At 51.3% G+C, this 13,732-nt stretch carries 8 protein-coding genes; all 8 read left to right on the top strand.

Annotation, left to right across the window (positions count from 1 at the left end):
- The first annotated feature begins 177 nt into the window (after positions 1–177).
- The 8 genes from GK091_RS19935 to ppk1 all read left to right on the top strand — a co-directional run bounded on the left by GK091_RS19935 (position 178) and on the right by ppk1 (position 13,693).
- Positions 178–3,429, top strand: coding sequence for a SusC/RagA family TonB-linked outer membrane protein (locus GK091_RS19935; RefSeq protein ID WP_164041644.1), 3,252 nt, complete (start codon positions 178–180; stop codon positions 3,427–3,429).
- Positions 3,430–3,447: 18 nt separating this feature from the next.
- Positions 3,448–5,178, top strand: a complete 1,731-nt coding sequence (locus GK091_RS19930) for a RagB/SusD family nutrient uptake outer membrane protein (RefSeq protein ID WP_164041643.1) — start codon at positions 3,448–3,450, stop codon at positions 5,176–5,178.
- A gap of 122 nt (positions 5,179–5,300) precedes the next feature.
- Complete coding sequence (locus tag GK091_RS19925; protein WP_164041642.1) at positions 5,301–6,590, top strand: Gfo/Idh/MocA family protein; 1,290 nt, start codon at positions 5,301–5,303, stop codon at positions 6,588–6,590.
- Positions 6,591–6,656: 66 nt separating this feature from the next.
- Positions 6,657–7,076, top strand: a complete 420-nt coding sequence (gene tsaE / locus GK091_RS19920) for a tRNA (adenosine(37)-N6)-threonylcarbamoyltransferase complex ATPase subunit type 1 TsaE (protein WP_164041641.1) — start codon at positions 6,657–6,659, stop codon at positions 7,074–7,076.
- A 49-nt stretch (positions 7,077–7,125) separates the two neighbouring features.
- Positions 7,126–8,337 carry an alanine dehydrogenase gene (locus GK091_RS19915; RefSeq protein ID WP_164041640.1) on the top strand — a complete coding sequence of 404 codons (1,212 nt, stop codon included), beginning with the start codon at positions 7,126–7,128 and terminating at the stop codon, positions 8,335–8,337.
- Between the two features lie 73 nt (positions 8,338–8,410).
- The gene (locus tag GK091_RS19910; protein ID WP_164041639.1) at positions 8,411–8,815 is read left to right on the top strand and encodes a hypothetical protein; all 405 of its coding nucleotides are present in this window, start codon (positions 8,411–8,413) and stop codon (positions 8,813–8,815) included.
- Positions 8,816–9,277: 462 nt separating this feature from the next.
- A complete protein-coding gene (gyrB, locus tag GK091_RS19905) occupies positions 9,278–11,278 on the top strand; it encodes a DNA topoisomerase (ATP-hydrolyzing) subunit B (protein WP_164041638.1) in 2,001 nt (666 codons plus the stop codon).
- Between the two features lie 69 nt (positions 11,279–11,347).
- Entirely contained in the window at positions 11,348–13,693 is a 2,346-nt protein-coding gene (gene ppk1, locus GK091_RS19900) for a polyphosphate kinase 1 (RefSeq protein ID WP_164041637.1), read from the top strand.
- Positions 13,694–13,732 lie beyond the last annotated feature (39 nt).

The following is a 13,732-nucleotide window of genomic DNA, read 5'->3' as shown; positions in this document are numbered from 1 at the left end:
GCGTACAGGTAGTAACAGTGCAAGCAAAACCCGGTTATTTACATGACCGGGTTTTTGTTTACGCAAATAAAATAGTAGAATTAAGATAAGATTAATTAGAATTAAGAAAGTAAGTACTTTCAGGGAATAATACCTAAGTACATTCCCTAATTACCATCACTTATTCTAATTAATTGTATGACTTACATTGTTTTACAAAAACTGTATCGCACAGTTCCTTTGCTCATGTTGAGCTGGGCTCTGTGCGTTGGGGCCTTTGCCCAGGATCGAAAAATTTCTGGTCGGATCACCGATGGAAATGACAATTCGGGGCTACCCGGTGCCAATGTCGTTGTCAAAGGAACAAAGACAGGGGTAGTTACCGATGCTGACGGTCAATTTTCACTCAATGTAGCGTCTGAACGAGATGTGTTGACAGTTTCAGCCATTGGTTATGCTCCGCAGGACGTTACCATAGGCTCGCGGACAACCCTTACCATTGCGCTGGCTCCCGACGTGAAAACGCTCAACGAGGTCGTTGTGACGGGTTATGGAGCGCAGGCCAAACGAGACATTACGGGGGCCGTTGCTACGGTCGATACCAAACAACTGCTTTCGGTTCCCGCTACCAACGTCGGACAGGCCTTGCAGGGCCGCGTGGCAGGCGTACAGGTCGGCAATGAGAATTCGCCCGGTGGTGGCGTTATGGTGCGTATCCGGGGCTTCGGTACGATCAACGACAACTCTCCGCTCTACGTTATTGATGGCGTTCCAACCAAAGGCAACCTCAACACCCTCAATCTCAACGATGTGGAGAGTATGCAGATTCTGAAAGATGCGTCAGCCGCTTCTATTTACGGATCAAGAGCCGGTAATGGTGTCGTTATTATCACTACGAAAAAAGGCAAAGCCGGTAAACCCAAATTTACGTACGATACCTACTACGGCTCGCAACGGCACGGTAAGCTGCTCGACATGCTGAACACGCAGGAATATGCTAACCTGATCTGGGAGTCCCGCAAAAATTCGGGGGTCGTCTCGAGTAATGGAAACCCGCTTCACTCACAGTTTGGGAACGGCGCTACCCCGGTTATTCCAGATTATATTTTGCCAAGTGGCGCTATGGAAGGCGACTCGCGGGTTGCCCGAAACGCCGACGGTACGTATGTCAACTACAATAGTGACATCAACTCCTCTAAATTCCTGCTGATTACGAAAGCCAACAAAACAGGCACGGACTGGATGGAGGAAATTTTCCGGACAGCCCCGATCCAGAACCACCAACTGGGCGTATCAGGCGGCAGCGAAAACGGTCGTTATGCGATGTCACTCAATTATTTCAATCAGGATGGAATCATGAAATACACGGGTTACAAACGGTATTCGCTCCGCGCCAACACTGAATTCAACGTAACAAAACGGGTGCGGCTTGGGCAGAATTTCCAAGTAGCCTATGGTGAACGTGTTGGTCAGCCGAATGGTAACAATGCGGAGAGTAACCCCATTTCATTTGCCTACCGGATTCAGCCGATCATTCCCGTGTATGATGTAGCGGGTAATTTTGCCGGTACACGCGGAGGAGATCTTGACAATGCCTTCAATCCAATGGCTGACCTCTACCGAAACAAAGATAATAAAGAGATCGAGGTTCGGTTGTTTGGCAATGCGTTCGCCGAAGTAGACATTCTGCCTAATCTGACGGCCCGTACTAGTTTCGGGATTGACTACAACAACTATAACTACCGCAACTATTCAATTCGGAATATCGAAGCATCAGAAGCACGTGGATCCAACAGCCTGACAACCAACAATAACTACGGCTGGACATGGACCTGGTACAATACGCTGACCTATAACATTAATCTGGGCGACCGGCACCGGTTCAACATCATTGCGGGTACAGAAGCGATCAAAAACTACTACGAAACGTTCGACGCTACCCGTACCAATTTCTTCGTGGATGACCTGGACAATCGCTACCTCAGCTCGGGCACCGGGGTTCAGACAAACAACGGCAGCGCATCGAACTGGAGCCTGGCCTCCGAATTCGCGAAGATCAACTATGGCCTGGACGATAAATACCTGCTTGATCTGACGGTCCGCCGGGACCGTTCCTCCCGATTTGCCCCGGAGTATCGGTCAGCGGTATTTCCGGCAGCCAGTGCGGGGTGGCGTATTTCAAAAGAGAATTTCTTCAAGCCCCTTACGTTTGTCGATGACCTGAAATTCCGGGTCGGGTTCGGTCAAACGGGTAACCAGGAAATTGGTAACTACAACTCCTTTACGCAGTTCAGTACCAACCCGATTACGTCGTTCTACGACATCAACGGCACGCGCACGTCGGCCGTATCGGGTTACGAACTAACGCAGTTTGGGAACATTCAGGCCAAGTGGGAAACGACGACCAGTCTGAACATCGGCTTTGATGCATCCCTGCTGAAGAATCGACTGAGTGTTGGTTTCGACTGGTACACCCGCACGACGTCAGACATGCTTTTCCCCGTTCAGCCCCCACTCACGCAAGGCGTCGCAACCAATCCGTTCCGGAATATTGGTTCGATGCGCAACCGGGGGGTTGACCTCATGATCGGTTACGGCGATAAAATTGGCACCCGCGGTTTAACCTACAACGTCAACGCCAATTTCAGCACGTATCGCAATGTCGTCACGAAAACGAACGGCGACCCCAGCACCCAGTATTTTGGTATCAATGATGAGCGCATCCAGAACTTCGTCGTAACGCAGCAGAATTATCCGATTGCCTCCTTTTTCGGCTATACGATCGATGGTATTTTCCAGTCTAACGAAGAAGCCAAAGCGCACCCTGTCCAGTTTGGGAACGCGGCTTCCGAAAACGTAGCCGGACGCTTTAAATTCCGGGATGTTAATGGCGATGGCGTTATCAACTCGCAGGACCTGAGCATCATTGGAAGCCCACACCCCAAGTTTACCTACGGCCTGAACGTTAGTCTGAACTACAAAAACTTCGGGCTGACCGTGTTCGGACAAGGTGTTCAGGGGAATCAGATTTTTAACTACGTTAAATACTGGACCGATTTTCCAACATTTGGCGGTAACCGCAGCACCCGAATGCTGTATCAATCCTGGCGTCCGGGCAGTACCGACGCCGTTCTGCCCCAGCTGCGGTCGAGCGATCAGGTGAGTATCCAGCCGTCGACCTACTATCTCGAAAGTGGCTCCTACTTTCGGATGAAGAATATTCAGCTCACCTACCAACTCCCGCAGGCCCTGCTGTCTCGCCTGAAACTGGGCGCTACGTCGGTCTATGTTCAGGGACAGAACCTGTTTACCGTCACGAAGTACTCGGGAATGGACCCGGAAATCAATCTGCGTTCGTACTCAGCTGGTAACGATCGGCAAATCGGTGTCGACGGTGGCTCGTATCCCGTAGCGAAAACCGTATTGGTCGGCCTGAACCTTTCTTTTTAACGTACCCCATTCATCGCCATGAAAAAAACAACTTTATTCATAACAGCGGTCTCGCTGGCTCTGGCTACGTCTTGCTCCGACAAGTTTCTGGATGTTCAGCCTAAAGCAGCTTTACTGATCGATCCACTGCAAAACAAAGCGGGCGTAAATGCGCTGCTTATTGGGGCTTACTCCCTGCTCGATGGGTGGGCCACTCCCGAAGGAGCCTATCGGTCTTATCAGGTAGGAGCCGACAACTGGGTCTACGGCAGCGTAGCGTCCGACGATGCTTACAAAGGAACCATTGCCGGTGACCAACCCCCTATTTCGCTCATCGAACAGGCGAACATTCAATCGGACAATATTTATTTTCGGGGCAAATGGCGCGGTATGTATGATGGCATCGCCCGGTCGAACGATGTGTTACAGACCATGGCCGTCGCCAAGGATATGACTGATTCGGAGAAGCAGCAGGTAACGGCCGAAGCGCGTTTCCTGCGAGGCCACTACCATTTTGAACTCAAGAAGATGTTCAATATGGTTCCCTACATCGACGAGAAAACGTACAATCCCAGCGATCTCGAAAGTACGAAGATGCCGAACACATCGGATATCTGGCCCAGCATCCTGGCCGATCTGAAAGCGGCTTACGACGTGTTGCCCGCCAAGCAATCGCAGGTGGGTCGTCCTACGAAATGGGCGGCTGCTGCTGAGCTTGGCAAAGCGTATCTGTTCCAGAAGAAATATTCCGACGCAAAACCGTTCCTCGAAGCCATCGTGGCCAGCGGTCAGTACCGGTTAATGGATCGCTACCACGATAATTTCAAAGCCGTTACAAACAACAATGCCGAGTCGATTTTCGAAGTGCAGTACTCGGTCAATGATGGCGCATCGGGTGGTGAAAACGGTAACATTGGCTCAACGCTAAACTATCCATATGGTGGCGGTGGCGTAACAACGTGCTGTGGATTTTTCCAGCCTTCGCAGAATCTGGTCAATGCCTTCAAAACCGATGCCAATGGCCTGCCCTTGCTCGACTCGTTCAATGCAACGGATATAACCAACGATCAGGGAATCGAATCGACCGCGGCTTTTACACCCTATACCGGCAATCTTGACCCTCGTCTGGACTGGACGGTGGGCCGTCGGGGTATTCCATATCTGGACTGGGGCGTTCACCCAGGTAAGGCGTATGTCCGCGATCAGTCGTACGGCGGTCCGTATTCACCCAAGAAACACGTCATGTATCGTTCGGATGTAGGCACGAATACGTTCGCGGGGAACCCGCGTCTGAATGCCAACAACTACCGCCTGATCCGCTATGATCACATATTGCTCTGGCTGGCTGAAGTCGAGGTAGAAGTCGGTGATCTGGAGAAAGCGCGAACCTACGTGAACCAGGTACGTCGGCGAGCCGCTAACCCCGATGGCTTCGTTAAAAATTCGGACGGAACAGCCGCTGCAACTTACGTCATCAAAGAGTATTCCGCAGCCTGGACCGACAAAGCCACCGCCCGGAAGGCCGTGCAGTTCGAAGAGCGGCTGGAGTTTGGCATGGAAGGCCATCGCCGGTTCGATCTGGTCCGCTGGGATCTGGCTGACCAAACGCTGAACGCGTATTATTCAACGGAATCAATTAAGCGCTCCTATTTGAAAGGGGTTAAGTTCATCAAGGGCCAGCACGAATATTTCCCCATTCCGATTCAGGAGATTTTCAACAGTAAAAAAGGGGGCGCAGCCACGCTAACGCAAAATCCCGGTTACAATTAAACGGGACCCTGTCAACGGGTTAGCTGTTGATCGCTGGTAAGCTGACCGGAAACGACACAGAGGGTAGTGCGTAAGTATAGCTTGCTCGCTACCCTCTTTTGCTTGTATCAACTCTTGTCCCTATGAACGACTCACTTGCTTCACCCAATCGCCGAACATTTTTGAAACAGGCCGCTGGACTGGCTACATTCTATATTGTGCCGCGTCACGTGCTGGGCCGTGGTTTTCTGGCCCCCAGTGATCAGACAACCGTAGGATTCATCGGACTCGGCAAACAGGCCAATGGCCTCCGGGGGCAGTTTCTCAAGAACGACGCCCGCGTTATTGCTGCCTGCGACGTTGACAAAACCAAGGTGTCGGCGTTTGCCGAAGCGGTCAACAAGCACTATGCCGAAAAGGCGGAGACATCGACCTACAACGGTTGCCAGTCGTATGATGATTACCGGGCGTTGCTGGGCAATAAGGCTATCGATGCCGTTGTCATTGCTACGCCGGACCACTGGCACAGCGTCATTGCCATTCAGTCGGCTAAGGCGGGGAAGGACATTTACTGCGAGAAACCGCTGTCGCTCACCATTCAGGAAGGCCGCGACATGGTCAATGCCACACGCAAGTACAAGCGCATTTTTCAGACGGGTAATATGCAGCGGTCGTGGAAGGAATTTCGGCAGGCGGTCGAACTGGTACGCAATGGCTACATCGGCCAGATAAAAACGGTGAACGTCAACGTGGGTGGTCCGCCCCACGAATTCGACCTCACGGCGGAACCCGTTCCCGCTGGCCTTAACTGGAACGCGTGGCTTGGCCCTAACACCATCGAACGACCGTATAATAACGTTCTCGACCCGTCGCTGACCGCTACGTTTTGGGGTAAATGGCGCGACATTCGTGATTTTGGCGGTGGGGGAATGACCGATTGGGGCGCTCACATGTTCGATATTGCGCAGTGGGGTCTGGACATGGACAACTCCGGTCCCGTTGAGCTACAACCCGGAAAAGACGGTAAGGGACTGATCTACCGCTACGCCAATGGTGTCGAAATGCATCACACACCCGCCGAAGGCCCCCAGTTCTGCCAGTTTATCGGCACCGAAGGCACGATCAAAGTTGCCCGAAAAGAATTGACCACAACGCCCGCCAGCCTTCAGGACAAGGTTATTGGCGAGAACGAAAAGCGGGTTTATTTCAGCGATAATCACTACAAAGATTTCCTGGACGCGATCAAAAGTCGAAAAGCCCCGATCTGCGATGTCGAGGTTGGACACCGCACGGCTTCGGTCTGTACATTGGGTAACATTGCCTACCAGCTCGGCCGGCCGCTTCGCTGGAATCCGGCCAACGAGAAATTCGAGAATGATGCTGATGCGAATAAGCTGTTAAGTCGCCCGATGAGGAAGGAGTGGACCGCCTAAAATTCTGTATCTTTGCGCGCCGTTGGGTTCCGGTTCAACTAGATCGAAACCCGACACCGATCTATTATGACCGTACACTTTCATCGACTCGACGAACTGGACAAGGTAGCGCACCAGTTGCTGACCGAAGGGCGTAACCAGTCCGTATGGCTGTTTGAAGGCGAAATGGGGGCTGGTAAAACCACGCTGATCAAAGCGCTCTGCCGGGCGCTGGGTGTGGTCAGTATGGTGCAGAGCCCAACCTTTTCGATCGTAAATGAGTATACCACCCACGAAGGCCATTCGGTGTATCACTTCGATTGCTACCGACTGCGCAACGAAGCCGAAGCGCTGGACATTGGCATTGAAGAATATTTCGATTCGGGTGATTACTGTTTCATTGAGTGGCCGGAACGCATCGAATCGCTGTGGCCCGCTACCTATTATCAGGTTCACCTCTCAGCCGACCACGTCGGTCGCCGAACGGTAGAAACGCAACTAGTTTAACAGCTCGTGATTCACTAACAATGAACCACAAACTACAAACGCTTAGCAAGTGACTGGATTCGAGGAACTGGCCAAACAAACGGCATTATATCCACAAGAAGCACCGATGGCGGTAAAGACCAGCCGGAACGGTTTGCTCATCGGCCTACCGAAAGAGGTCTCACTTCAGGAGAACCGGATTGCCCTGACGCCCGAGGCCGTAGCCATACTGGTGCGCAATGGGCATAATGTAATCGTCGAAAAAGCCGCTGGCGAGAAAGCCAAGTTCACGGATAACGAATACAGCGAAGCCGGTGCGCAGATTGCTCAGTCACCCCAGGAAGTCTACGAAGCCAACCTGATTCTGAAAGTTGAACCACTCGTCGAGGCCGAATTTGAGCACGTCAAATCGGGAAGTACGGTTATTTCGGCCCTGAACCTGCCCGCTCATGACCGGGGCTATTTCGAGAAAATCAACAACAAGAATCTCACTGCCTTCGGCTACGAATACATTGAAGATCAGGCCGGAAACATGCTCATTATCCGATCCATGAGCGAAATTGCGGGGAGTACCGTCATGCTTATTGCGGGCGAATACCTGAGCAATGCCGACAATGGCCGGGGCATCATTCTGGGTGGCATTACGGGCGTCCCTCCGACCAAGGTCGTGATGCTTGGCGCCGGAACCGTGACGGAGTATGCCGTTCGGACCGCACTCGGCATGGGTTCGGATGTGAAAGTATTCGATAAGCATCTGTATAAACTCCAGCGGCTCAAATATTCCGTTGGCCAGCACGTCTACACCTCCATTATCGACTCCGACACGATGGCCGAAGCCATTCAGCGGGCCGACGTTGTGATCGGTGCCATGCGGGCCGAAGACGGGCTGAGTCCGGTTGTCGTCACCGAAGAAATGATCAGCCGCATGAAACCCGGCTCCGTGATCATCGACGTGTCCATCGATCAGGGTGGCAACTTCGAAACCTCGCGTATGACCACGCACAAGCAGCCGACGTTTAAGCATATGGGTGTTATTCATTACTGCGTCCCCAACATTGCCGCTCGTGTTGCCTACACAGCCAGTATGGCCCTCAGTAACATTTTTCTGCCCTTTCTGCTGGAAACGGGTACGACCGGCGGAATCGAGCAGATGATGTACGCGAACCGATGGTTTATGAAAGGTGTTTATGCGCATAAAGGGACACTGACCAACGCCTACATCGCCCGGAAGTTCAATATGCGCTTCAAGGACCTTGATCTGCTGCTGGCAGCCCGATTTTAACAGTACGCGGGATCTTTCTCGGATCGAGTGAGGCAAAAACCGGCTGGCTGTTGGCTATTAACTGTTTGCTGAAATGATTAATCACAGTAACGAAAATACACTACTCGACGACGCGAACTCCTACGATGTCAATAAGGAGCTGATGGGTCTTATCTCGTCCGATTTTATTAAAGTGGCCGACCAGCTCAAAGAAGCGTCGTACCAGATCAAAAAACGCGGCTTCTCGGAATATCCCGTTTTTGTTGCGTCCCGCCGGGATGTCCCGGTTGGTCAGTTGCTGATTGGTGCTACTGAACTCGACAATCAGTGGAATTATAAAGCCTCGTTTCTGGACGAATTCATACAACGCAACCTGATCGGGCCTGACTCGGCGGACTTGTGGAAAGAGAACTATAAATCACCCGACGAATATTGCTGCCTGTTCGTTGTTCACGGCGATTTTGCCGGGTTTGTTTACATTCCTTACCCGGAAGATTAAACAAAAGGTTTAATCGTGTTTGCGAAGCCGAATCATCACGATTCGGCTTTCTTTTTGTCGAACTACGTATAGAGGTAGGCTGGTAGTTTGTGTTTAACGAAGCGTTGTCTTCAGGACCCGTTATTCTGGGCAAACAAGCGGGTCCTTTTGAGTCTGTCAATAATACTTTTTCGAGAAAACGGGTTGCGAAGAAATGTCAGCAAAAAATAGTCTTTTCCGGGCGGGTTCCTGACTTTCTGTTTATTGGAAAATAGGCCCTGAAATGATGTAGAAAGCCATAAAATCCAATAGTTATCCAACGGATTGGGGCATAAATTATTTTTTTGTATATTAAGCCACTCTTACCAAAACGGCTAGGAAAAAAGAACTTTTTTTTGTATTTTTACAATCTATTAGACTCAATTGTGTGTGCTGTTTTACCGAGTCTAAACTACTATTTTTTTGACACGCTCCCATTCCAATATGACCAACGAACTGATTGACGCAGAGGCTCCCGTTGAAACCGCGTTAGGCAACTATGGTGCCGATAATATTCAGGTGCTGGAAGGTCTTGAAGCCGTTCGCAAACGGCCATCTATGTACATTGGCGACGTAGGTACGCGCGGCTTGCATCACCTCATCTGGGAAGTTGTTGATAACTCCATCGATGAAGCGTTAGCGGGCTACTGCGACAAGATTACCGTGACAATCAATCCCGATAATTCGGTTACCGTTCAGGACAATGGCCGGGGTATTCCGACGGGTATCAATACCAAAATGGGTAAGTCGGCCCTTGAGATCGCCATGACGATCCTGCACGCCGGTGGTAAGTTCGACAAAGATACCTACAAAGTTTCCGGTGGTTTGCACGGTGTTGGCGTATCCTGCGTAAACGCGCTCTCGACCGACGTTCGCGTGGAAGTGCACCGCGAAGGCAGAATCTTCGAACAGGAGTACAAAATAGGCGTTCCTCAGTACAACGTTCGCGTTATTGGTGAAGCCGACGATACCGGCACCACGACGCATTTCAAGCCCGACGCCAGTATTTTCACCGATACAGTTTATAAGTACGACACCGTAGCCGGTCGCCTGCGCGAACTGGCCTATCTGAATAAAGGTATCCACGTTTTCCTGAAAGATCTGCGTGAACTCGACGAAGCGGGTGAACCCATTCGTCAGGACGATTTCTTCTCGGAAGGGGGCCTGATCGAATTCGTGCAGTTTCTGGACGAAACCCGTCCTGCCCTGGATGGCATGAAGCCGATCTACATGGAGAGTACCAAAGGGGCTACTCCTGTGCAGGTTGCTCTGGTTTACAATTACGAAGCGGGTGAGAACGTGCTGTCGTATGTCAACAACATCAACACGCACGAAGGCGGGACGCACGTACAGGGCTTCCGCTCGGCGCTGACGCGGGTGTTGAAGAACTACGCGGACAAGAATCCCGGTGTGTTACCCAAGAATTCGGGTAAAGTGCCCTTCAGTGGCGAAGATTTCCGTAAAGGGCTGACGGCAGTTATTTCGGTAAAGGTACAGGAACCCCAGTTTGAGGGCCAGACCAAGACTAAGCTGGGCAACCAGGAGGTCGTCAGCGCGGTGAGCCAGACCATGGCTGACCTGCTCGAAACGTGGCTGGAGGAAAATCCAAAGACGGCAGCAGGTATCGTTAAGAAAGTACTTGTATCAGCACAGGCGCGGATTGCCGCTGATCTGGCGTACAAGCGCATCATGACCGAGCGCAAGGACTTTATGGGCGGTATGGGTCTGCCCGGTAAACTGGCCGACTGCTCCGATACCGATCCCGAAAAATGCGAACTCTACCTCGTAGAGGGCGATTCGGCGGGAGGAACCGCCAAACAGGGTCGAAACCGGGCATTTCAGGCCATCCTGCCTTTACGTGGTAAGATCCTGAACGTTGAGAAGGCCATGGAGCACAAGATCTACGAAAACGAAGAGATCAAGAACATATGGACGGCGCTCGGTATTCGGCTTGAGAAGAAAGATGATGAAACGGTAATGAATCTCGAAAAGCTTCGTTATCACAAGATCATCATCATGACCGATGCCGACGTTGATGGTAGCCACATCCGGACGTTGATCCTGACGTTGTTTTATCGCAATATGAAAGCGCTGATCGACAACGGGTATATTTATATTGCACAGCCTCCGCTTTACCTGATCAAAAAAGGCAAAGAGGAACGCTACTGCTGGACCGAAGCCCAGCGGGAAGCTGCCGTTAAAGAACTTGCCGGTGGTGGTCGAGAAGAAAACGTCGGTGTTCAGCGTTATAAGGGTCTTGGTGAGATGAACGCCGAACAGCTCTGGAGCACTACGATGAACCCCGATACACGAAGTCTGAAAATCGTGACGGTGGAGTCGGCGGCCGATGCTGATCACGTGTTCTCAACCCTGATGGGCGATGAAGTTGCTCCCCGACGCGAGTTCATCGAACGAAACGCTAAATATGCCCGAGTGGATGTTTAACCGAATGATAACATAGAGCGGGCTTTTAAAGCCCGCTTTTTTGTTGTACTTCACAGTTTTTAATTCAGTATGCGTTATTCCCTTAATCCCAACCGCACGATACTGGGTAACATAGTTTCCCGATTCACACACCGTCAGCAGGAACAGGCTGCGTCAGTACCCGATAAAATGGCGAAGGTTAGCGAAAAAGTTAGTAGTGTCATTGACCAGAGCGACTACCTCAGCCGCGACTTGAGCTGGCTTAAATTCAATGAGCGCGTACTGGATCAGGCGCGTAGTGTAGTGCTTCCGCTCAAAGACCGGACCCTTATGGAGCGGCTGAAATTCCTGGCCATATCGGCTTCGAATCTCGACGAGTTCTTCATGATCCGCGTCGGAAGTTTATACAATTACCTCGACTACCACAAGCAGCGGGTCGATTATTCAGGCTTGCGGGAAGTCCCGTTCCGAAAAGCGCTGTATACCAGTTCGCAACAGTTCTTCCGCGATCAGCAATCTGTTTTTCTGGACCAGTTATTACCGCTATTTCCGGAAAATGGTCTTCAGCTCGCTACGTACGCTGATCTGACCGACGATGAAAAAACCGAAGCGACGGGTTACTTTGATCGGGCCATTTACCCGACGCTGACCCCGATGCTCTATGATTATACACACACGTTTCCGGTCCTGTTGGCTAAAGTCCTGATCTTCGGCGTTGTAACCCAGAGCCCTGACGATTCGCATCCGCAGAGCAATCGATCCGACGATGAAGATGACCATCAGCGACTTTCCTTTGTACAGATTCCGGCCAACCTGCCCCGCTTTGTTTCGTTTGAGCGCGAAGACATCATGGTTTTTGTGCCCATCGAAGAAATCGTCCGGGAGAACATCAAAAAGCTGTACCGAAACGTCAACATTCTGTCCCTGAACCTGTTTCGGATTACGCGAAACGGTGATTTTACGCTGGATGAAAACGACGACGATGAAGTTGATTTTCTGGACGAAGTACGCCAAAAGATAAAAAGCCGCCGTCTGGGTCGTGTGACGCGGGTTGAGGTGGAAACTAGCGGCAGTGGCGAAGTGGGTTCCCCCTGGATGATGAACCTCCTCAAAAAACGCTGGGAAATCGACGATCTGAACATTTTCGAATCACGAACAATGCTCGATTTTTCGGCATTCTGGCAGATCATCGGCAACCCGGAGTTTAAGGACGATATGCCGCGCCCCCATGCACCCGTCCCGCCCCTTGGCCTTGGCCGTGACAAAACCGACGATATTTTTGAGATCATCAAGCAGCGTGATCTACTGCTGCACCACCCGTACAACAACTTTGAGCCCGTACTGCAACTGCTCGAACAGGCTGCGGAAGATCCCAACGTGCTGGCGATAAAAATCACTGTTTACCGACTGGCGAAGCGGTCGCGGGTTACCGAAGCCTTGCTGAAAGCCGCCGAAAACGGCAAACACGTGTCGGTGTTGTTCGAGGTGAAAGCCCGATTCGACGAAGAAAACAACATCCGTGAAGCACAGCGACTGCAAAAGGCGGGTTGCTTTGTCATCTACGGGATTAGCCGGTACAAAACACACACCAAGCTGCTGCTGGTGGTACGTAACGAAGGAAGCCGTGTCGTCCGTTACGCGCACATGGCGACCGGGAACTACAACGAGGATACGTCGAAGCTGTATACCGACATTGGTCTGTTGACCACCAATGAGATCTATACACACGACATCTCGGAGTTCTTTAACGTTATAACGGGCCATTCACTGCCCAACGAGTACCAGTATCTTATTACGGCACCCCGTGACATGCGCGAACAATTGCTTCGACTCATTAGAATCGAAGCCGACAACGCACAGCGTGGTTTACCAAGCGGCATTTGCATCAAAGCTAACTCGCTGGAAGATAAGCTGGTCATCGACGAATTGTACAAAGCGTCACAGGCTGGCGTACCTATCCGACTGATTGTCAGAAGTATTTGCTGCCTGCGTCCGCAACGCGCCGGTTTAAGCGACAACATTACAGTCCGGTCTATCGTGGGCGACTTCCTGGAACACACCCGTATTTATTATTTCCATAACAACAGCGATCCGAAAGTATATGGCGGCAGCGCCGATGTGATGGTACGGAGTTTCGACCGGCGTATCGAGTCGTTGTTTTTTCTGGCCGACAGTCGCGTAAAACAGTTAGCCATTCTGATTCTGGACTACAACCTGAAGGACAATGTCAATTCGTACGAGTTGATGGAAGACGGTGACTTCAAGAAGTGCGAAGTGGGTAGCGAACCGTTCAGCATACACGAGCGCTTTTTTGAGGTAACAGAGAAGGAAGCGATGGATACACACCTATTCGATTCTGAAACGAAACCCGCCGAAGTCGCCAAGCTAGAAGAAGAATATCAGGAAGGGGCTGAACGGGCCATTGCCAATATTTAAAGCAATAAATTTGTAGTTTTGGTTGCTTAATCCACAGGA

Origin of the sequence: Spirosoma agri, from assembly GCF_010747415.1 — a bacterium.
GTDB classification, from domain to species: Bacteria; Bacteroidota; Bacteroidia; order Cytophagales; family Spirosomataceae; genus Spirosoma; species Spirosoma agri.
Note: the sequence above shows the minus strand (reverse complement) of the source record. Positions and strands in the feature narration are given on the sequence as shown.

What these genes read in the sequence shown, in the direction of transcription:
- GK091_RS19935 (WP_164041644.1), top strand. Translation starts at nt 178, where the DNA reads ATGACTTACATTGTTTTACAAAAACTGTATCGCACAGTTCCTTTGCTC.
- GK091_RS19930 (WP_164041643.1), top strand. Translation starts at nt 3,448, where the DNA reads ATGAAAAAAACAACTTTATTCATAACAGCGGTCTCGCTGGCTCTGGCT.
- GK091_RS19925 (WP_164041642.1), top strand. Translation starts at nt 5,301, where the DNA reads ATGAACGACTCACTTGCTTCACCCAATCGCCGAACATTTTTGAAACAG.
- tsaE (WP_164041641.1), top strand. Translation starts at nt 6,657, where the DNA reads ATGACCGTACACTTTCATCGACTCGACGAACTGGACAAGGTAGCGCAC.
- GK091_RS19910 (WP_164041639.1), top strand. Translation starts at nt 8,411, where the DNA reads ATGATTAATCACAGTAACGAAAATACACTACTCGACGACGCGAACTCC.
- gyrB (WP_164041638.1), top strand. Translation starts at nt 9,278, where the DNA reads ATGACCAACGAACTGATTGACGCAGAGGCTCCCGTTGAAACCGCGTTA.
- ppk1 (WP_164041637.1), top strand. Translation starts at nt 11,348, where the DNA reads ATGCGTTATTCCCTTAATCCCAACCGCACGATACTGGGTAACATAGTT.